This window comes from Bacillus sp. 01N45, from assembly GCF_056399205.1.
This window is the reverse complement of the sequence record NZ_JBFTQW010000015.1, coordinates 90,706-111,947: the sequence shown is the minus strand read 5'-3', so window position 1 is coordinate 111,947 and position 21,242 is coordinate 90,706. Positions and strand designations below refer to the sequence as shown.

Sequence of the window (21,242 nt, the reverse complement as noted above, 5' to 3'; positions counted from 1 at the left end):
TCTTAAAAAGACAAGTATAAGTTATATTACGTTTTGGTGAAATTTTTTTATCTGTGAAAAGGATTTAAATCTTACAAATAGATTTGATCCCTTTCTGTATATCGTAATTCCTATATTACCATATGAATATAATATACTGAAAATGATTTAAAAGCAAGAATATTAGTAGGGGTCCGCCACATGTCCATCAACTTAAGATTTTAATGTATGTGAAGTCTTTGTTTCATAACAAGAGAAAAAGAGCACCTTGTATTAGTGCCCTTTAGAAAATTGCATAAGATAATTACTACATACTTAATCAACTGTAATATTTATCGCAAGAGTTGCTTTCACTATTACAGCAAATACAGAATGTTTTTTCAACGAATATACTAACACCACCATTTTCGTTAGTTGCATTTGTGAAAATAAGACTTTTAAAATCTTCTACTTGAAATATTCTAGTATCAAGCGCCTCCAAAGTAACAGTAATTGGTCTAGAAGAATTCCTTGTCACAATGGTTACTGTAACAGGAGGGAGACCACCAATAACAAAAAATTGAAGTAATGCTTTATTATGGTTGTTAGTAAAATCTTCAAATGCAGTGATTGTTGAGTTAGGGGGAACAAAAATATCTAGTAGTATATTTCCATTTAAATTAATCCCAGTACCAGATATTGTATGTGTTGCAATGGAGCAGGAAGCTTTTTGCTGTGCACAATTCGATTGTTTTTTATAACATTTTTTATCGTTTTTGTAAAAGTAATCAGCCATCTTTATCTTAATCTCCTTTTCGAGGTATCGATATATTCTATTTATCAAAAAGGAAAAGTGCTTGTACAAAAATATGAAATCCGCTCTATAAAGCTGAATGAAAACGCTGTTTTAAAAGGTATTCTTTGAATTTCTATTTATACTAATATAAATGAAAAATGAATAAACTTGATATAACATACAAAAGATTGTTCAAGAAAGAGCAATATCTATAATAAAATTTGGAGGTAGAATTATGATTGAAAATTTAAAAAGACATCCTCATTATGGTCACACTTTAGCTGACCATCCTATGGAGCATCATCGTCATCCATTATCACATCACGGTCCTATTGTTCATGTTAAAGGAATCATAAAACAAGTGGAAGAAGATGATACAAACCCTCAAGGGGGTACTCATCAACATATTATAGTTGATCAAGTAGAACTTATTGATGCTCATGGGTTACCAGAATCATTAACCATCGATACCATAGTATTTTGTGCAATTCGTTATGGGGATAATTTAGGAATACCAAATCGTATCCCGGATTTAGAAGAGGGAGAAGAAATTGAATTACAAGGTGAGTATTTAGATAAAACTACTGCGACTCCAAGCGAAGGTAATCCAGGGTATGCGGTAATACACTTTACTCATCGCCCTGTAGGATTTATTAAGTATCATGGGAAAGAGTACAGATAGAGATTTGAATATCAGAAAAAAACAAAACTAATTTCCAATTTGTTGAATGGAATGTATCACATGTAAGTGATACATTCCATGAATTACTTTATTACTAATAAGTATTTTATATTTAAACGTTTTGCATAACTTTACTCGAACTTTATGGGTGGAAGAGTTAAGGAGGAATCATAGATGAAGAAGGAATTGAAATTAGCGTTTTCTGGAGGTGGGTTTAGAGCGACTTTTTATGCATTAGGGGGATATAAACGTTTAGTTGAATGCAAGCTAGATCATTGTGTAAATAGTATTAGTTCTGTTTCAGGTGGCAGCATTACTGCCGCCGCTATTATGCTTGCATTGCATAAAGGTGGATCATTCCGTAATGTAAATGATTTTGAAGAACGCGTAGTGAATCCATTGGTAAAGTTAGGACAAATAGATCTTCGTACCAAGTTACTCACGAATTCGTTTACAAAACAAGCATTATCTTTCAAGTCTATTCGTGAAAAATGCAGCAAAGCCTTTCCTACAATGTTAGATAAATATTTATGTGAAGGGGTAAGAATGAAGGAATTAGAAAATTCCTCTATAAAATGGTACTGTAATACAACTTGTTTAGATACGATGAGGATGTTTTATTTTTCCAATCAAGAAATATATGGAACACTTATTGGAAAATCAAATGATTTTGATGATATTACAGTTTCTTATGCTGTTGCGACCTCAGCTGCTTTTCCAGTTTTATTCGCACCTATATCACTATCATTAGAGGGAAGAAATTTTAGTGATCCAGAAAATAGAATGCAGGGGAATCCTTTGTTGAAATTTGACACACTTTGGTTTTCTGATGGAGGAGTATTTGATAATATCGGGACTGAGCCGATATTAATATCAGATGGTGAGAACAAAAACAGTAGCTCCTCTTCAAATACAAAACATAGAAAGGAGCCTATGAAATTTATTCCTGATCCAGACGCAGGTATTGATGAAATTTACCTTGTTTTAGACGCTTCTGCATCTGAAAAATTTTGGAAAGAAGATGAAATACCTTCACATTTTGAATTAACTAAACGGATTTTAGATACATCTAATAGTCAAATTGTAGTTTTAAGGAGAAGATTATTAAAAACCTTAGATTCCAAAATATACCCAGGATTGCAACTTATTCTTAGTAAACCTATTCAATCTTTATTCGAAAAAAATAATAATCCTTTTTATAATGATAAAACTCCTTTACCTGATTATAAATTACCAAATCGTTCTAAGGATGTTGAAAGTCTGTTAGCTGGTCTTCGCACTGATTTAGACAGCTTTCATGATAGTGAGATTAATACTTTAATGCGTGCGGGCGAAATAAGAATGGATATCGCGTTAAGGTCGTTATTACCTGAGTACATGGAGAATATAAATACCGTGCCTATTCCTGTATTTCCTTCGGAAGATATGGATGATTTAGAAAAAATATTACGCCGAGGTGGAAAACATAGATTTACGGGAGGATTTTTTGAGAATTTACATGATGTAGATAAATTTTAAAATATTGAAAATGTTTTGTGTAATTTTTATTTTGTTTAAAAATACTAATAATATTCATACGCTTGTAGTTTGAAATTATCAAATGGGGAATTTAAAAAAATAAATTAAAATAGTCAAAATGAGAATTAGCTAAATCAAACAATAGATAAAACTGAATATTATGTTGATAAAAGAAAATCATAGTTGTCATGCATGAGTGATAAAGTTAATCAAAAGAAATTAATAAATTTTAGAAGAGGGATTTTAAAGGGATATTATATAGTCCTACTAGAAAACTAGAGGACATCAATTCATTAAAGCAGCAATGAAAGTTGTTTTAGGAATAGGTGTTCTTTTTATTTTGAAAAGAGAGATGGGAAAATGAAGGTACTAAGAGATCAGTTACGTGAGTGAAAAAGCAATCCAAGAAAAGAAAGAAGAAAAAACAAAAAGAAAAATTAAGTACTCGTGAAATTGGGGGGAATGAGGATGCAAAGTCCTTATTATGAACGTAGACGCGAAGCGTTAAGACAAAAGTGATTTTAAAATAAAAAGGAGTGCTTTTACATGATTAAACAATTATCTTTCTTACCAAAAATCGATAGAGCAGCAACGCAAGAGAAGTTAGAGGGTGTTCTTATATAAACAGTTAGGAATGATTTGTAAGGAAATGAAAGTCACTCCTCCTTATGAAAGGAGAGAACATGGCCCTATACATAATGTTGGAAAGGCTTTGGAGGATATAGCGATTGCTAATTTGCAACAAAGTGAGCATGAAGAGTGGCTGGAGTTAATGTCATTTTGTATTGATTAGTTTTTAAGCCGCTTAGATCATGGCTGTACTGGTAAGATACAGAGGGAGATTATTAATAAGCGTTATTTAGAAGAATCTGTATGTGATTATATGGTCTATAGCGAAATTGGAATGGCTGAACGTATTTATCATCGTTGGAAGTTAAGAGCAATTTCTAATTTAGCTTTTGCTCTTAAATTAGAAATTAAGAAGTAATTGATTTAAAGCCAAAAAAAGACCACCCTTTTAGGCGGTTTTCTTATTCATATATTTGTACCACAATTATTTTTTTGTATGTGGTTAAAACTAGTTTTTAAGAAGCATATGCTTTAGCAACTGCAGAAATTCTTTATCACTTTTATCATCTTTCATATAATCCTGTTCATAGTTAAAAATCATTCGCACTAACATAAAAGCTGTTAGCGGTAATGGTACCTTATGAAAAGTCCCTTGCTGATAACCTTTTTCAAGCAAATTACTTATCATTTTAATTGCTTCTTCTTCAGATTTTTTAAAACAAGCTATAATTTCAGGTGAATGGTATTCTTTATATTCTTGAAAGAGTGTAGAAACAAATGGGTCTTGATGATATTCTAGGCTGATATAATGAAGGATTTTTTGTATTCGAAGTAAAACATCCTTTTCCTCTTTATATAAATCAAATAATTGTGAGCGTTTAAGTTGAATATGACGCATATAGCAGTCACATAATATTTGAGTTTTATCTGTATAGTAATAATAAATAGTTCCTTTACCAACTTTAGCTTTCTTTGCAATTTCATCAACCGTTGTGTTACGGACACCACGCGTAGAGAACAGTATTGTGGCAGATTGAATGATTTTCATTTTTTTATTTTCTTTTTCTAATTTTATCATTGTCTACACCCTATCCTTGATATATTTAGCGAAGTTTTCGGTCTTTACATACTGTATTAGTTCATTTGTAATTTTGTAACTCTTAATAGAAATTCCTCTATTTGTTTCTTATAGAATAACATACACCATTCTTATTTCTAGTATATAACTATAATAGAATGCAACTTTCTAATTTAGGGATAAAATGAAAGTGTGAGGTAATAATTTTTAATCGGACGATGAGAATTTAAATGAAAGGGGATAGTTACTTCTTTCTTGATTGAATTGTTTGATTTTTTATTCAATTCATTTTATTATATAAACATGACTAAAAGATGGTTTTAGTCGGATTTTTTTACGGAAAACCGACTGATATTTGATTTTAGTCGGTTTCTATACTATTTGAGAGAAGGTAGACACTATGTGTGGAATTGCAGGGTGGATAGACTGGTCTAAAGACCTGTCTCATGAACAAGAAACGTTAAAAAAAATGACAGATGCTATCATTCACCGAGGGCCTGATGCAGAGGGGCATTGGTTTTCAAAACGAGCGGCATTAGGTCATCGACGTCTCATCGTCATTGATCCTGAAGGTGGCCTTCAACCTATGCTGTATAAAGATGGAAATGATACGATTGGTCTTACGTTCAATGGAGAAATTTATAACTATCAAGAATTACGTAAAGAACTTGAGGAGAAAGGTCATGAATTTCAGACAAAGTCTGATACAGAGGTATTACTACATGCCTATTTAGAATGGCAAGAAGATTGTGTTCAACACTTAAATGGGATTTTTGCTTTTGGTATTTGGGATGAAAGATTTGGGAAATTGATGCTTGGTCGTGATCATCTAGGTGTGAAGCCTTTATTTTTCGCTCAAAGAGGGAGTGCAATTCTCTTTGGTTCAGAGTTAAAAGTTTTACTTTCGCACCCACTTGTAGATGCAGAAGTAGATAAAGAAGGACTTTCTGAGGTATTTTGTCTTGGACCAACACGTACTCCAGGTCATGCGATTTTCAAGGATATACACGAGGTGCGTGCTGGCCATTATATGACGTTTACCTCTAATGACTCGAATACGACACAGTATTGGAAACTTAAAAGTAAAAACCATATAGATGATATTAATATGACAGTGGAGACTATCCGCTCCATTTTACAAGATACGGTTAAACGTCAGTTAATTGCTGATAGACCAGTGGTATCTATGCTTTCCGGTGGTTTGGATTCAAGTGGTCTAACAGGTTTAGCAGGAAACGAATTTGGGAATAAAGGGGAACACCTTCATACATATTCCCTGAATTTCATCAATGATGAAAAAGACTTTGAGCAAGACTTCCTTCGTTTTGATCGTGATGAACCTTGGGTGAAACGTGTGGCTGAATATGTAGGAACAAAGCATCACTCTATAGAGTTGGGATCAGATAGTTTAATAGAGCATTTATTAATTCCAATGCGAGCGCGTGATCTACCTGGAGTTGGGGAACTAGAAACATCACTTTATTTGCTATTTAAGGAAATGAAAAAAGACGCAACAGTTGCACTTTCAGGCGAATCCGCAGATGAAGTATTCTCAGGGTATCCATGGTTCCATCAAGAGAAGTTTCTAGATGCAGAGATATTCCCTTGGAGTGTTAATTTATGGTATAGTACAGAAATTTTATCAGAGGATTTTAAAGCGAAGATTAACCCTGAAAAATATCAAAAACAAAAATTTGAAGATGCAGTTGCTGAGGTTCCTTTTTTAGAAGGTGAAAGTGATCTGCAAATGAAGCAACGTCAAATGTCTTACATGTTTATTACACGTTTCTTGCCATTTATGCTAGAACGAAAAGATCGTACAAGTATGATGAATGGCTTTGAAGTACGAGTTCCATTTTGCGATTACCGGCTTGTAGAATACTTATGGAATGTTCCATTCGAAATGAAAAGTATAGACAATATTGAAAAAGGTATTTTACGTCGAGCTTTTGAAAATGTACTTCCAGAGGATGTACTTTATCGCAAAAAAAGTGCATATCCAAGCACAAAGGATGCTTCATATCTACAAGGTATTAGCGATTGGATGCTACATGTGTTGAACAATCCTGAATCACCTATTTTGCCATTAATTAATGTAGAAAGAGTTCGTGCTATTGCAGAAGGAAAAGACGAAGTAATTTCAGGTAATGATGCACGAGGTATAATAGATTATTTACTTCAAGTTAACAGTTGGCTTCAGGAATATAATATTAAATTAGTATGGTAGATGTAATTTTCAAATAAAGAGAATAGCTGAAACATCAATGACCTAAGTGAACCGCACCTCCAATGTATTAGATAGTTATCTAATAATTGGAGATGCGGTTTTATTATTTTGATTTGCAATAACGCTAATCAGTTAGTAAATTAGAATTGAATAAGGGACATGGAAAGAACTAGGGGGAATAATATGAATTGGAGGTCCCACGTAAAGGAGAATACGATGAACCTTTTAATTAGAGAATTAGAAATAGATGATTTAGACAATTTACCGGAGATTGATGATAGTTTTATAGTAAACTCTCGGTTAATTTTTTCTCTTTCAAAAGTAAATAAGCAAATAGAATATACAGTAGAAGACGTTCCAAGTTATGAGAAAAGTTATTTACAAGATCAATATGATGATGAACTAGCGTACACTGAATATATAAATAAGCCTGAACAAGTAATTTACATAGCAATTTTACATGATCAAATTATAGGAGTAATGGTATTGAAAAAGAATTGGAATCACTATGCTTACATAGAAGATATAAAGGTGGATAAAAAATATCGTTCACTTGGAGTTGGTAGGAGGTTAATTGAGCAAGCAACGCAGTGGGCAAAAGAAAGCAATATGCCAGGTATAATGCTTGAAACACAAAATAATAATGTAGCAGCATGTAGGTTCTATGAAAAATGTGGGTTTGTAATAGGTGGGTTGGATTTTTTAGTATATAAAGGGATACATGAAGAAAGCGATGAAATTGCAATGTATTGGTATTTGCATTTCAAATGAAAGTAAACTAAAACTTGAATATATAAATTCCTCGCTGTTACATTCGGGACAAGCAAATAACTAAAAGAAAAAGGAGGTTTCTTTCCGAGAGTAGGGGGCATCTTTGATCTTGCTACCGATAATCAAATGATATGTGAATTAGATTTGAATAAAATCAATAGGTAAGTATTTACGGTTGCCTTTCTATTTTTTTAGAATTGTTTTAGTGAATCAAAATTCTATTTTTGTATATATCTTTTGTACTAGTAGATATAAGTCTAAAAGTATGTACAATTACACCATTTGGCTAGTGGGTAAATTTTACGAACTGATATATACTAGTATTGTGTCTTGCCTATTTAGGTGCAGTACACAGCCGGTGATTGGCTAGTGGATGTTCTTCCATTTTGCCAGTGCCGGTTTTTTAGTGGATAATAAAGAAAATGAAGTTTTTATAAAGAAAGAAGGGGTTGTTTTGAAAGATGTAAATTCTATCTTTATGAGAGAAAAGATTGCTAGTTCCTATCTTTATTTTATTTCTTTTCTTGGTTTGGTTACTATAACTATATCTTTACTTGAAATTAAAATCCCTTCTCATCCAACAATACTAATATTGTTGTTACTATTTATGGGGATCGCAGAGTATTTTCCTGTAAGATTTTGGAGAGGAACTAGCTCGCTTACCTTTCCGATCATTTACGCAATGAATTGGCAGTTTGGAATCCATGTAACTATTATTGCTATTGTACTCGTTACACTACTTATTCACCTGCACCGTCGTTCACCGATACAAAGAATGTTATTTAATAGTACTCAGCATGCACTTAGTTTGATCTTGGCCGAATGGTTTTCAAACAAATGTATGTCCTTATTAATTAATAAGATAGTTATGTCAGTTCTATATGAAAATTTAATATCTTTGTTATTATTTTGCGTGTTTTTTTGTTTTTTCAACAATCGTTTTTACGATTTGTTAATGCTACTCCTTCTGCAGCCATATTCAATCCATCAGTGGTATAAAAAAACTGTAACGGTATTTCTTTGTGAAACTTTTGGTTTCTCTTATGCGGCACTGATGCACGTATTAATTAGTACATATAGTGTGGAAGTAAACGAGATTACAGTACTGTTTTTCTTTTTCCCACTTGTAGCAACTTCCGTTATTAGTTCTTTTTCTGTACGGATAAGGATGGAGAAGGAACGATTATATGAGTTATTTCTTATTACGACCGAAATTAGTCGAGGATTAACCGGAGGAAACTTGAAACATATTAAACAAGCACTTAAAGGTTTTTTTGGCATACAAGCATATGTAATATGGACAAAAGATGATGGGAACTGGAATATTCTATTAAAAGATGGGAAAGTCCGTTCTGATATATCTGATGATTCAGAAAAGTTCAGGGCGTTTGAGGAACTTTCTAAAAATCTTGTATTTAATGGTTGGAAAATTGGTACGGCTCCTAGAGATGAAATATTTGATAGTGTTATACGCTCACTTGTATATTTTCCTCTTATAGTAAATGGTGAATTAGTCGGAATGTTTGTTGCAGGGAAAAGTAGAAATGCGGGTTTCTTTCCGGAAGATGTACAGTCGTTAGCTACATTTTCTAACCAATTAGCTAACGTTGTTAAAACAAGGATATTGATTTCTGAACAGGAAAAAAGAATGATTTTAGAAGAAAGAAATAGAATCGCCCGTGAAATTCACGATGGTATTGCGCAAACATTAGCCGGGGTGATATTCCAACTAGAATCCGCGCAGAAAAAATACCGTGATAAACCAAAAGATATGCAGCAAGTAGTTGAGAAAAGCATAAAAGATTTAAGAGGAAGTCTAGGAGAAGTTCGCTATTCTATTTATGCTTTAAAACCATATCCGACACAACAATTAGGCCTTAAGCAGGCAATAGCAAGTAAAATAAAATCTTTAAAACAAGAATATGAACTAGACATTACCTATCATGAAAGAGGTCATGCACGTGCGCTTAGTTTTTCAAAAGAAAGAGTTATATTTGATACATTACAAGAGAGTTTGCAAAACATTGTAAAACATGCACAAGCAAAAAAGGCTGATGTTTTACTCAGTTATCAAAGTGAACACGTTCTTTTAAGGGTTAAGGATAATGGAGTTGGCTTTTCACTATTTGAGTCTATGGTTAAAACAAAGAATGAGCCACATTATGGTATATTACATATGAATGAACAAGCTGACCAATTAGGGGCTACTTTACAGATTGATAGTTCTGTAGGAAAAGGGACAGAAATTACACTGTTAATTCCAGATTCACAAACAAGGGGTGCGTAAAATGATTAAAATATTAGTAGTAGATGATCATGCTTTTTTACGGGATGCAATTCGGAGCATACTAGAGGATGAATCTGATATGAAAGTGGTTGGAGAAGCTAGCTCTGGGGATGAAGTATTGGGAAAAGTAGAAGAATGCGGACCAGATTGTATTTTGATGGATATTAACCTGCCAGGGAAAAATGGGATTGAAGCTACAGAGTTAGTGAAAAAAAATTATCCGAGTTGCCGAGTACTTGTGTTTACAATGTATGAACATGATGAGTATTTAATGGATGCACTTCAGGCCGGTGCTGATGGTTATTTATTGAAGGATTCCTCATCAGAGCAGGTAGTAGCAGCAATTCGAATGTTATATCGAGGCGATTCCGTTATTCATCCGCGTATGACTAAAAAATTAATTACATATCATCAGCAAAAAATGAAAGTAGAATCAAATGAAAATGAACTGACGGAACGTGAAAAGGAAATTCTCTTTGAACTAGTAAAAGGACTTAGTAATAAAGAGATTGCTGAAGTTTTATATATTAGTGATAAAACAGTTAAAATTCACATCAATAAAATTTTTAAAAAGCTAAATGTGAAAAGTCGTTCGCAAGCAGTGATTTATGCAGTCCGAAATCAATTGGTTCCGCTAGATTAAATAAGAAATCTTTCAAAGAACTATCGTGTTGCTTTATTCTGTATCACAAAGAATAAAGGACAAGATAGTTCTTTTGTACTATGTAGGCATAGAATCCTTAGAGAAAAGATACTCCTTTTGTTCAATTTTCAGAATAATCTAAATGTGGAATAATAAAAATAGAATTACATTTTAACCTTGTTAATAATTCATTTTGTAAAAATATTTTGTTGAAAATAAATGATGGGGGGCTCTTATAGAAAGAGTAAAGTGAGTGATTAGCTATATGAGGTATGGGGATGGCAGTAGTGTTGGAAATCTTTCATGATACAAAAGATTAAGATTAATAGAGTTTCCAATGCTAAATGGGAATTTAAGAATCAATTTGTTTCAAAAAATAATATTAAAAATGGGGAGATGCAATATGAAACGAGGGAAATTTGGAAAGATTCTTATTGGAACGTTAACAGCTGGAATGTTATTGTCTCAAGGAATTCCATATAACGTATTAGCGGAAGAGGTAAATACATCTACTTTAACTGGAATTGATGATGCAAATGCTATCTTAAAAGGCCTTACAAAGGAACAACGTAAAGCCTTAAAAACGTTAGATACAAAACCGGGTTTTGTTATTTCGCCAGGTATCAATACCGCAAGTCCTAATAATGTAAATGTGATTATAGAATTTAAGCAAGCACCTAGCAAAATTGAAGTATTAAAACAAGCGGCTAAAGGGAAAAAGGTAGCTCTTTCAAATGCGGAACAAAAGGTAGAAGCATCACATAAAGGATTTAAAGCAGAGCTTGAACAGCTTCAAAAGAATAAAGAGAAAGGGACAAATTTAAAAGCTGCCAAAATAACAAGAGAATATAAGAATGCTTTTAATGGTGTAGCGATTTCTATACCTGCGAACATGATTGAAGATTTAGTTCGTACCGGTATGGTTAAGCGTGTATGGGAAGATCATGAGGTTAAAATTGATTTGCCGAAAGAAACAGCTAAGACTGCTGTTGAACCAAAAATGGCAGATAGTGTACCGCAAATTGGTGTGGACAAGCTACATGATGAAAAAATAACAGGTAAAGGAATTAAGGTAGGCGTACTGGACACCGGTATTGATTACAACCACCCAGATTTAAAAGATGCATATAAAGGATACCGTGCAAAACAAGGTGAGGACCCAAGCAAAATAGATCCGAACTCCATAAAAGGATGGGACTTTGTTAATAATGATGCTGATCCAATGGAAACAACGTATAAGGATTGGCAAAATTCTGGAGGATATCCTGAGATTTATGAGGGAAGTGCATATTATACATCCCATGGTACTCATGTAGCTGGGACAATTTCTGCAGACAAAAAGAATAATGTAGATTATGCGGTTAAGGGCGTTGCTCCAGATGTAGATTTATATTCATATCGCGTATTAGGTCCATATGGAAGTGGACAAACAAGCGGTATTCTTGCTGCGATTGATAAAGCAGTGAAAGATGATATGGATGTTATTAATTTATCACTAGGAGCGTCTATTAATGATCCTTTATATCCTACTTCTGTCGCAGTGAACAATGCGATGTTAGCTGGTGTTGTTACAGTAGTAGCAGCTGGTAATAGTGGTCCGGAAGAAGGTACCATTGGATCTCCTAGTGCAGCAGCACTTCCCATTACAGTTGGAGCCAGTGACGCTGCAATGACTATTCCAACGTTTTCCGCCGATGCAGGTGATGTACATGTAGATAAGATGATGCTACTTGGAAAAAGTTTTACTGATAAGATTGAAGATTTGAAAGGACAATCCTTATCGGTTGTATATGCAGGGCTTGGGAAATCAGGTGATTTTACAGGGAAAGATGTAAAAGGGAAGTTAGCTCTTATCCAACGCGGTGAGATTACATTTGATGAAAAAATTAAAAATGCTAAGGAAGCAGGCGCAAAGGCAGTAATTGTATATAACAATGTAGATGGGGAAATTACAAGTTATCTTGGAGAAAGTACTTCATCTATTCCATCGTTCCGCTTAACAAAAGGAGATGGTGAGAAATTACAAGCAAAAGCTGTACAAGGAGATGTGTCGTTAGCGTTTGGGGAACTTAGTAATATAAGAACAGAGGGAGATCACTTAGCTGATTTCAGCTCCCGTGGTCCTGCAACTAAAACAGATGATATTAAGCCAGATATTGTAGCACCAGGTGTGTCTATCTTCTCAACCGTTCCGGAATATATTAATGATCCAAAGGATGGAGAAAATTATCCGGTAGCGTATGGACGTATGTCAGGTACATCTATGGCAACTCCTCATACTGCGGGGGTAGCGGCACTCATTTTACAAGAACATCCAAATTATAGTCCATTTGAAGTAAAAGAAGCACTTATGAATACCGCAGTTGACTTAAAAGAAGAGCGTTCTGTATTTGAGGTGGGATCAGGAAGAATTGATGCATATCGTGCAGTTCATGCAGATACATCTATCGAGGTTATCGATAAAACATCAAACGTTGTAGATGATGAAGAAGTAGAAATTGAAGAAAAAACAGGTTCTATTGCATTTGGGTATAAAAATCAAATTGAAACTGGGCCTATTAAAGATAGCCGAAAAGTGTTAATTAAGAACAGCAGTAAAACAGATGGGAAAGAATTTAAATTAGAAGTAGAGTTTTCACCTACAAGTGTAGGTGTGCAAGATGCAGCGAAGAATGGTGTGAAGCTAAACGTACCAGATTCTATTAAAGTAGCTCCTGGTACATCAGGGGAAATTAGTCCTGAAATTATCATTCCGGAAAACGCTGAATTTGGCAGATATGAGGGCTATATTCATATTTCAAATAAAAACAATGAAAAAGAAGTATATCAAGTACCATTTGCAGTTAAATTCACAGAAAAAGGGATTGCGTCTGTGGATTTACTAAGAGATGCAATGGCAACAGATGCTTCTAAATTCCATCCATTTATGGAAAGACCAAGTTCGCCGTTGACATTTAAATTAAATAGTCCCCTTGAAACCATTGATGCAGTTGTGAAGGACCGAAAGACAGGGAAGGCACTAGGAGTCGTTGGTACACTTAATGCAAGTAGTCTAACACCAAATGTTGAGTATATGATGTTTTCTGGTATGGGAGGGTATGTACTTCCATTCACAGGAGATCCAGCTCATCCAATTGGAGATAAACCTGTTATGTTGTCTGATGGAGATTACGAATTGAACTTCGTTGGATATGATAAAGAAGGAAAATCGTATACAAAAGGCGATAGCATAATCATTGATAATGTAATACCTGAAATGAAATTTAAGGATGTAGAACCTGGTATACACGAAGTCAATGATTCCATGTTTAAAGAAGAAGACGGTCAACATGCATTATGGGTGCATGGTAATATTTATGATTCTACAGTAGATGCATTAAAGGCAAAAGGCCTGCAGTATGATCAAAAAGCGAATCAAATCGTATATTATCAAAACTCAGCCTTCCCATCAGGTTGGTTGAATACAATTCAAGCAAATGGTGATTTTAAATTTGGAGTACTTCCAGAGGAAATAAATGAGCCATTAAATTTAAAATTATTTGGATATGACCTTGCCACTGCAGGGAATATGGCAACTGGATATAAAGATTATGTCTTTGTAAAAGAAGGGACAGAATACGCTGTTCCAAGTTATGACAAAGATAAAATAAAATTAGGTGAAAAAATTACGTTAACTTTGAATCTTAATAATGTAAAACAGCTTATGTCAGGTACATTTGAAATTCCTTATTACAAGCAGCTCTTTAAATTTACAGATGTGAAACCAAATTCAGCACTTACGGAATATGTAAAACAACATGGACTGAACCTTAAATTAGAAGATCCGAAGATAAGTGAAGAAGGAACTTGGGAAAACAAGGTGAAAGTTGGCGCGTCATTGGAAGGAAAAGAATTTAAAGGATTAGATGGAGATACACCATTTTTAGATGTTACATTCGAGATGACGAGCGATGAATACTTTAATAATTTAACTGCATTTGGAGTAGATAAGTTCTCTTATACAAAAGTTGGTGCAACAGAAGGCAATGAGATTCCTGTGTTTAAAGATAAATCTTTTGCTATTGTTTCAAAACATTCAACGGTTACAGGATATATTGGTCCGGAAGCTTTCTTGAATGAAGAGGGGTATTTAGGTAAGAAAGACTATACAAAACTAGGAGCAAAAGTGTATGCAGTTGGCAAGGACGGAAAGAAATATACAGGATCGATTAATGATAACGGACAATTTGAAATTCATAATGTCCCAGTGAGCGATAAAGAATATGATATTTTCGTAGAAATGCCAGGTCATTTAAATAGTAAATTAACAACAAAAATAGGGAAAATGCAGGATGGAGAATTAGTGGGACAAAACTTTAGAGCTGACATGGATGATAACCTTGCAGGTGATGTAAACGGCGATAAAATGGTGGATATTCAAGATGCTAGAATAGTAGCTTTGTCATATGGAAAAGGAAAAGTATCTGTAAAAGATGGAGATATAAATCAAGATGGTGTTGTAGATGAAACGGATATTCGTTTTATTGAGAAAAACTTCTTGAAAAAGGGTCCTGATGCCAAAGAAAATCAGAAACCGAAAGAAAATGTAGGGCCAGTGACGTTAGATAAAATCTTACGCTCTATCGGTTTAGAACCAAAAAAATAAGTGGACAAACTTCTAGAGTAAATAAAGTAATCAGACAATGAATAGCAAATGAAATGAGATTGGCTAACAAATGACCGGTAATGATTCACGGTAATATTACCGGTCATTTTAAAAGTTATAGTCGTTTGGGTACATGAAGTAATTAGTTTAAACTAAGTTCGCTTTCGTTATGGGACAAGGTAGTTGTTTAATTATTATTGTTTGTGGGATGGAAATAAGGTTTGTAGTTTGAACTTTAAAAATAGGGGGACTTGTGAAATGGGTATGAAGAAAAAACTTGGTATGGGTGTCATAACTGCAGCGCTGGGCTTATCTTTAATTGGCGGAGGAACATATGCGTATTTTAGTGATAAGGAAGTATCACAAAACACGTTTGCAGCGGGTACTTTAGATTTGAGTGTGAATCCTGAAGTTGTTATTAATGTCGACAATCTAAAACCAGGTGATGAAATGGAGCGCGGTTTTCAATTAGTTAACAAAGGAACCTTAGCAATAGGAGATGTGAAACTCCTGACAGATTACAGTGTAATCGATGCGAAAGGGGATAATGGAAATGCTGATTTTGGTGATCATATCCGTGTGGATTTCTTGTGGAATTTGGATAAAAATGAAGTTCCAGTATGGTCTACTACATTATCTGAATTAAAGGTAGCTACGCAAAATGGAAATATTCCTGACCTTGTAAAGAAAGGTATTGTAGATCGAGAAGGAAATGGACTTGCTCCTGGTGATGATGATACCTTTTATGTAATGTTCACATTCGTAGATAGCGGTGAAGACCAAAATGTATTTCAAGGAGATGCATTGAAATTAAATTGGACGTTTAATTCCATGCAAACAAGCGGTGAAGAAAAGTAAGTGTGATAATTTGTATACTGTATGTTTAAAACTGTAACACGAAGCATAAGATGGCCGTTTTGATCAGCTTATGCTTCTAATATGTATACAACAAAAATAACAACTAGCCCCTCGTAAGAGGTACTAGTTGACGTGAAATTCGAAAGAGAAAGTTAAAAGTTTTTAGTTTCTTGCTCAATTAAAGCCCCAATTAGTTTAATAAACATAATTAAAATTGCAAACTAAATCCTTTGAATTTATGAATTCCAGTTCCGAATCTTACTTGATCTTTTTCTTTAAGTTCCTCAACTGCATTTCCCACTTCTTGTAAAAGGCTTGCATCAAGACCTATTGTATTATGTCCTCCATAAATCTTCGTAACATTGGGGATTTTGGATATTTTCTTTAACGATTGCGTTAAATCCATAGGGTTAGTCGTAGGGAAAAAAGCATACACTGGAGTCTCATCATAAAGCAAATCACCTGTAAATAAATAACCTTTACTATTATCTAAAATTGAAATATGTCCCGGAGAATGTCCTGGAGTATGGTAGATAGTCAATTTTCTATTGCCTATCTCTATTTCATCACCGTCATTTAACAAACCTGTAGGATTACCCTGAAAGGGTTTATAGGTGTCTGGATTAAACGTTTTTGGTGTAGGAATTGTAATATCACGACTTACATCTTTTCTGATTTGTTCGATAGAAAGTTTCTTAATACCATTGACTAGCCAGTCTTCTTCATCCTTATGTACATAAATATTCTTAAATTCACCATGACTTCCAATATGATCCCAATGGACGTGTGTTGTTAAAACAATAATCGGTAAATTTGTAAGCTGGTCTGTAATCCTTTTTATGTTATCAATCCCAAGACCCGTATCAATTAATGCAGCTTTCTCCTCACCGATTAATAAATAAGAGTGAACTTGTTCCCAATGTCCATACTCACTAATAGCGAAAGTTGTATTATCTATTTGATTTACTGTAAACCATGAGTCTTTAATTTTAACCATTTACTAAATTCCCCTTTCTAAACTCTCATACCAACAATTTTCTCTATTAACTTACTTGAAACCTTCTACTGTCATTCTTGAACTAAAATGCCATTTGGTTGAATAAGGAACAGTGTATATCCTATACATGTTCGGTTAACGTAACGTCTCATTATCAGAAGTTCTCCTTATCAACAATCCCCGACTAATTAATATTCGTGAAACATCCTATTCACCTACGTATGCAGTTTCTTATTCATTCCATTATATCAGTGGTTAAAAGCAATCATTATCTTTATTTCCTTTACTCCATATGTATAAAATTTCGCATAAAATAATGGCCAGCTTATAGGTTAATAATTAACACAAGGCCAATTTTTGGGTAAAGCTCCTCATAAATATATGGGTTAGAAAACTGATGCCGATTTCCCCTTTAAAATACATCTTAAGATATATTTTACGATGTATTTTGTTGTATGTTGGAGAGTATAGGAATATTAAATAATTGTCCTGCTTTTGAGATACCTTGAGGGGATTTTTCTCGTAATGTGGAAGAAAAATAGTTTTGGGAGGAACTCAAAAATGGAAAAACTAAAAAAATGGTTTTCACTCAATACACACTCAGATGAAAGAATTCAACAAATCGAAATGAAAATTTGGGCTCAATCTGGAATTGTTGTCCTACTTTTAGCTTTTATTGATGTTATTATAAGGGGAGCATATCTACACCGCCCTTTCCTAGAATGGATTGCTTCATTAGCAATTATAATTTGTTATATGATTTTCTTCTTTATTAAATCTATTCTAACTGGTGTTTATGAAACAGATATTAATAATAAAGAGCAATTAAAAGAAAAATTAAAAGAAAAAATGAGTGATACCTTTATTTTGTGTTTTGTAGCAATATGTGCTACTACATACAAATATTACTTCCCTGAAGATTTCGGTGGATGGTTAGCAGCAATAGCAAAATTCATTATACTTTTCGTTTTCTTATTTGGTATTCAATATCTTATTACAGTAATAGCTTGGAAGAGATCTAATAAAATTTAATAAATATAGACAAAAAAGCTTATCCTTTAGTACTTAATGATAAGCTTTTTTATTATTTTTGTATCGTTTTTTTGTTTTTGTTGTATTTCCTCCTCTTAGGTTGATAGCGATGGAGTACAGCCAGCAATGTAAGTTTAAAATAACATTATGCTGTTAAAAAAAGCTGTAGGAATGGTGTGTCAAACCATACCACTAGTTAAAGAGAATATATATATGGCGGACCTTTTAAAATAGATATAATTACGTGAAAATTATAGTAAGAAGGGCAAGGAAATGTTTAGTGATTTTAAGCTTATAGCAAATCATTCGATTTATATCCAATTTCATAATCATTTGAAAAAATGATTATGAAATGCCACCTATTGGAGCATCTATTGAAAAGGGGAATAGTTTATGGAATTAGTAAATGATAGAGCCATGTTACGATTAATGCATGTAAATGATATCGAAAGCTTATTTACCATAGTAGAAGGAAATAAAGAAATATGGAAGTATTTAATAGCTAAAATGGATAGCTATCAAGATATGGAGCAGTATGTTCAAGTAGCAATAAAAGGTTTTGAAGGGGGAACTGATTTACCATTTATTGTTGTGGATCAAAAAACGAATGAAATTGTAGGTAGTACACGTTTGTACAGTATTTCAAATGATATCAAAACGGTTGAACTTGGGCAAACATGGTATCATCCAAGTGTACATCGTACAAGTATAAATACTGAGTGTAAGTATATGTTATTGAAATATGCTTTTGAAGAGTTACATATGTTACGTGTGCAAATAAAAACGGATTTAAGAAATGAAAAAGCACAGCGCGCAATTGAAAGACTTGGTGCTGTAAAAGAAGGGGTATTGCGAAACGAGAGACAATTGCCAAATGGTTATGTACGGGATGCAGTTGTATATAGTATTATTGCAAGCGAATGGCCGGTTATAAAAGAACAACTATTACAAAAACTAGCTGTATATAAATAAAGAGAATATATATAACGCTTCTATATTATTATTGTTTTTATCTACTTTTAGTTTTTATCTATATTTGTGAAAAATGAATAGGGAGGTATCATCTAATCTATATTGGATGATACTTTTTTGTTTTTTGAACAAAAAGGATATTGAAAGGGTCCTGATATGAATATCAAACCCTTTTCAATATGTATAATTATTTCACTGCTTCTTTTAATTCTTTTCCAGCCTTAAAAGCAGGTACTTTTGAAGCAGCAATTTGCATTTCTTCACCTGTTTGTGGGTTACGTCCTGTACGTGCAGATCTTTCACGTACTTCAAATGTACCAAAACCAAGAATCTGTACTTTCTCTCCATTTGCTAACGCATTTGTTATTGTATCTAATAACGTTTGTGTTGCTGCAGCAGCATCTTTTTGTGTAAGTTCAGCTTTTTCTGCTACTACTTTTGTTAATTCTGTTTTATTCATTTTCTGCACCTCTTCATATGTAATTAGGTGACTATTATAACGTGTGATTACTTATGATGCAATTATACTGTACATAGGAAAAGCCATAGCAAGAGCTAGGTGACAATTTCTGTGTAAAAGGCATAAGAAGTTTATTAATTATCGCGCTAAATCTTGTTCATATTTCTTTACTTCTTCCAAAGTTTTAAATGTTAACACATCAAAAACTCCTTTTTCATTCCCACATACAACAACAAAACCATCCGTTGCTTCCAGAACTCTACCGACGCTACCATCTGTAAGCGGAATACTGGTGAGCTGTTTTACGTTCAGTTTTTCTTCTTTTCGAATGTAGGTAGTTATGGGTGTCCCAACAGGAAATGCGTCTGTGATCTCTTTTGTTGTATAAGTGCCATCATCTATTGATTGAGTTTTAGCTGTAATAGAATCAGTTTGAGTGGCGCATCCTGTTGAACATATTAAAAGAATTCCAGTAATAATACTTGCACAAGCTGTTTTTACCATTCACAAAATCCTCCTATAACTGATCGTATTGTCAACCCATTTAGGGTAACAAATTGTATATACGAAGTTTGTTGGATTATGTGAGTCGTAAATTAACAAAGATACAGGTATTTTGGCAGAATGTGTTTCAAACAAAAAAAGACACCCTAAGGTGCCTTCCTGCGACTTGAACCATCGTAATATGGTATTGGATGCCAATCCAATTATTATTTTATCACATTAAGTAATTTTGGTTGTTGAGAAATATAATTCAAATCTATATGTTGTTTACTTTTACTTTGTTAGCCTTTTTTTGTTGTGGATTCTTGAATCTGTTCAGATTTGCTTTTAATTTCATCGGTATTTGCTATCTCGACACTTCCTTGAGCCTTTTTATATTTTTGAATTGAAGCATTAACATTCTGATTAAATGAAATCAAGTTACCAGTTGGTGAAGACATTTGTTCATTAAGCGCCGTTATAATATTATCTATCTTTTTATATTCTTTTTGGTGTTCTTTAGAAGCCTCTGAAACAAGTTTTAATTGTTGCTTCATTTCTGTATGGAGTATATCAGCATGCTTGATCATGGGCTCAGATTCTATTTTTCAAGCGTATTCTTTCTGTAGATTCATAGGGGAAGGGAAAGGAAGGCGTTTTTAATTTTTAAACTTGCTTATTGTGTTTCATTGTGTGAAAATAACCGAAGAAATTATTGAATACAGTACTGATAAATGATAATAGAAAGTGAGCTTTTGTGATGATACCTTATTATATAGAGATAGCTCATGAAATAGCTAAAACTGCCCATGCTGGACAAGTAGATAAAGCAGGAATTGATTACATCAAACACCCTGAGAAAGTTGCTAGCTTTGTAAATACGAATGAAGAGAAAGCTACTGCTTATTTGCATGATGTTCTGGAGGATACTGAGATAACTGCTAATGATCTGTTAAGTGCTGGTATACCTCATAATATAGTTGAGGCAGTGCAGGTACTGACAAAAGAGAAATACACGCCTTATTTTGAGTATCTGAGCAAAGTGAAAGAAAATTCTCTTGCCCGTACTGTCAAACTTGCAGACTTAAAACATAATTCTGACCGCTCACGACTTGCTAGGATAACAGATAAAGACTTAAAACGGTTGGAGAAGTATCGTAAAGCGATTCAGTTTTTAGAGGAATAAAAGAAACAGTAACTTCTTTAGTAGCAATTTTCTAGAATACTAATTGTTTAAAGAAATTACTTCATGCAAATATTAAATG

General features: G+C 33.5%; 17 protein-coding genes and 1 pseudogene. 12 read left to right on the top strand and 6 right to left on the bottom strand.

From position 1 onward, the window contains the following. Positions 1-298: 298 nt before the first annotated feature. Positions 299-754 (bottom strand): exosporium protein D, encoded by a 456-nt coding sequence (locus AC1DMU_RS26025; protein WP_088062871.1) that lies wholly within the window; start codon positions 752-754, stop codon positions 299-301. A gap of 235 nt (positions 755-989) precedes the next feature. Here AC1DMU_RS26025 and AC1DMU_RS26020 point away from each other — a divergent pair, with 235 nt between their 5' ends. The 3 genes and pseudogenes from AC1DMU_RS26020 to AC1DMU_RS26010 all read left to right on the top strand — a co-directional run bounded on the left by AC1DMU_RS26020 (position 990) and on the right by AC1DMU_RS26010 (position 3,942). Beyond that, positions 990-1,436 carry a hypothetical protein gene (locus AC1DMU_RS26020; protein WP_016089889.1) on the top strand — a complete coding sequence of 149 codons (447 nt, stop codon included), beginning with the start codon at positions 990-992 and terminating at the stop codon, positions 1,434-1,436. Positions 1,437-1,610: 174 nt separating this feature from the next. Beyond that, positions 1,611-2,954: a patatin-like phospholipase family protein gene (locus AC1DMU_RS26015; RefSeq protein WP_088062873.1), complete on the top strand. Its 1,344-nt coding sequence runs from the start codon at positions 1,611-1,613 to the stop codon at positions 2,952-2,954. 546 nt (positions 2,955-3,500) lie between these two features. After that, positions 3,501-3,942, top strand: a pseudogene (locus AC1DMU_RS26010) (ArpU family phage packaging/lysis transcriptional regulator). A gap of 90 nt (positions 3,943-4,032) precedes the next feature. Here AC1DMU_RS26010 and AC1DMU_RS26005 read toward each other — a convergent pair. Further along, positions 4,033-4,602, bottom strand: a complete 570-nt coding sequence (locus AC1DMU_RS26005) for a TetR/AcrR family transcriptional regulator (protein WP_088062874.1) — start codon at positions 4,600-4,602, stop codon at positions 4,033-4,035. Positions 4,603-5,002: 400 nt separating this feature from the next. On the opposite strand from AC1DMU_RS26005, the gene asnB reads away from it, so the two are divergent. The 6 genes from asnB to AC1DMU_RS25975 all read left to right on the top strand — a co-directional run bounded on the left by asnB (position 5,003) and on the right by AC1DMU_RS25975 (position 16,033). Then, positions 5,003-6,829, top strand: coding sequence for an asparagine synthase (glutamine-hydrolyzing) (gene asnB, locus AC1DMU_RS26000; protein WP_098133275.1), 1,827 nt, complete (start codon positions 5,003-5,005; stop codon positions 6,827-6,829). A gap of 216 nt (positions 6,830-7,045) precedes the next feature. Then, positions 7,046-7,600 carry a streptothricin N-acetyltransferase SatA gene (gene satA, locus AC1DMU_RS25995; RefSeq protein ID WP_088062908.1) on the top strand — a complete coding sequence of 185 codons (555 nt, stop codon included), beginning with the start codon at positions 7,046-7,048 and terminating at the stop codon, positions 7,598-7,600. A 454-nt stretch (positions 7,601-8,054) separates the two neighbouring features. Next, entirely contained in the window at positions 8,055-9,887 is a 1,833-nt protein-coding gene (locus AC1DMU_RS25990) for a GAF domain-containing sensor histidine kinase (RefSeq protein ID WP_088062909.1), read from the top strand. 1 nt (position 9,888) lies between these two features. Next, positions 9,889-10,530, top strand: coding sequence for a response regulator (locus AC1DMU_RS25985; RefSeq protein WP_029437449.1), 642 nt, complete (start codon positions 9,889-9,891; stop codon positions 10,528-10,530). A 403-nt stretch (positions 10,531-10,933) separates the two neighbouring features. Further along, positions 10,934-15,175: a S8 family serine peptidase gene (locus AC1DMU_RS25980; RefSeq protein ID WP_215559142.1), complete on the top strand. Its 4,242-nt coding sequence runs from the start codon at positions 10,934-10,936 to the stop codon at positions 15,173-15,175. Between the two features lie 258 nt (positions 15,176-15,433). Then, entirely contained in the window at positions 15,434-16,033 is a 600-nt protein-coding gene (locus AC1DMU_RS25975) for a TasA family protein (protein ID WP_215559143.1), read from the top strand. 208 nt (positions 16,034-16,241) lie between these two features. Here the strand turns inward: AC1DMU_RS25975 and AC1DMU_RS25970 are convergent, their stop codons facing one another. Then, the gene (locus AC1DMU_RS25970; RefSeq protein WP_215559144.1) at positions 16,242-17,030 is read right to left on the bottom strand and encodes an MBL fold metallo-hydrolase; all 789 of its coding nucleotides are present in this window, start codon (positions 17,028-17,030) and stop codon (positions 16,242-16,244) included. A 561-nt stretch (positions 17,031-17,591) separates the two neighbouring features. On the opposite strand from AC1DMU_RS25970, the gene AC1DMU_RS25965 reads away from it, so the two are divergent. Beyond that, positions 17,592-18,062, top strand: a complete 471-nt coding sequence (locus tag AC1DMU_RS25965; protein ID WP_215559145.1) for a DUF6773 family protein — start codon at positions 17,592-17,594, stop codon at positions 18,060-18,062. A 393-nt stretch (positions 18,063-18,455) separates the two neighbouring features. Beyond that, the gene (locus AC1DMU_RS25960) at positions 18,456-19,034 is read left to right on the top strand and encodes a GNAT family N-acetyltransferase (RefSeq protein WP_215559146.1); all 579 of its coding nucleotides are present in this window, start codon (positions 18,456-18,458) and stop codon (positions 19,032-19,034) included. Between the two features lie 187 nt (positions 19,035-19,221). Here the strand turns inward: AC1DMU_RS25960 and AC1DMU_RS25955 are convergent, their stop codons facing one another. The 3 genes from AC1DMU_RS25955 to AC1DMU_RS25945 form a co-directional block, all read right to left on the bottom strand. Next, positions 19,222-19,494, bottom strand: a complete 273-nt coding sequence (locus tag AC1DMU_RS25955; RefSeq protein WP_215559147.1) for an HU family DNA-binding protein — start codon at positions 19,492-19,494, stop codon at positions 19,222-19,224. A 138-nt stretch (positions 19,495-19,632) separates the two neighbouring features. Continuing rightward, the gene (locus tag AC1DMU_RS25950) at positions 19,633-19,998 is read right to left on the bottom strand and encodes a hypothetical protein (RefSeq protein ID WP_088609809.1); all 366 of its coding nucleotides are present in this window, start codon (positions 19,996-19,998) and stop codon (positions 19,633-19,635) included. A gap of 281 nt (positions 19,999-20,279) precedes the next feature. Next, positions 20,280-20,567, bottom strand: a complete 288-nt coding sequence (locus tag AC1DMU_RS25945) for a hypothetical protein (protein WP_373452624.1) — start codon at positions 20,565-20,567, stop codon at positions 20,280-20,282. Between the two features lie 170 nt (positions 20,568-20,737). On the opposite strand from AC1DMU_RS25945, the gene AC1DMU_RS25940 reads away from it, so the two are divergent. Further along, the gene (locus AC1DMU_RS25940) at positions 20,738-21,163 is read left to right on the top strand and encodes an HD domain-containing protein (protein WP_215559148.1); all 426 of its coding nucleotides are present in this window, start codon (positions 20,738-20,740) and stop codon (positions 21,161-21,163) included. The last annotated feature ends 79 nt before the right edge of the window (positions 21,164-21,242 follow it).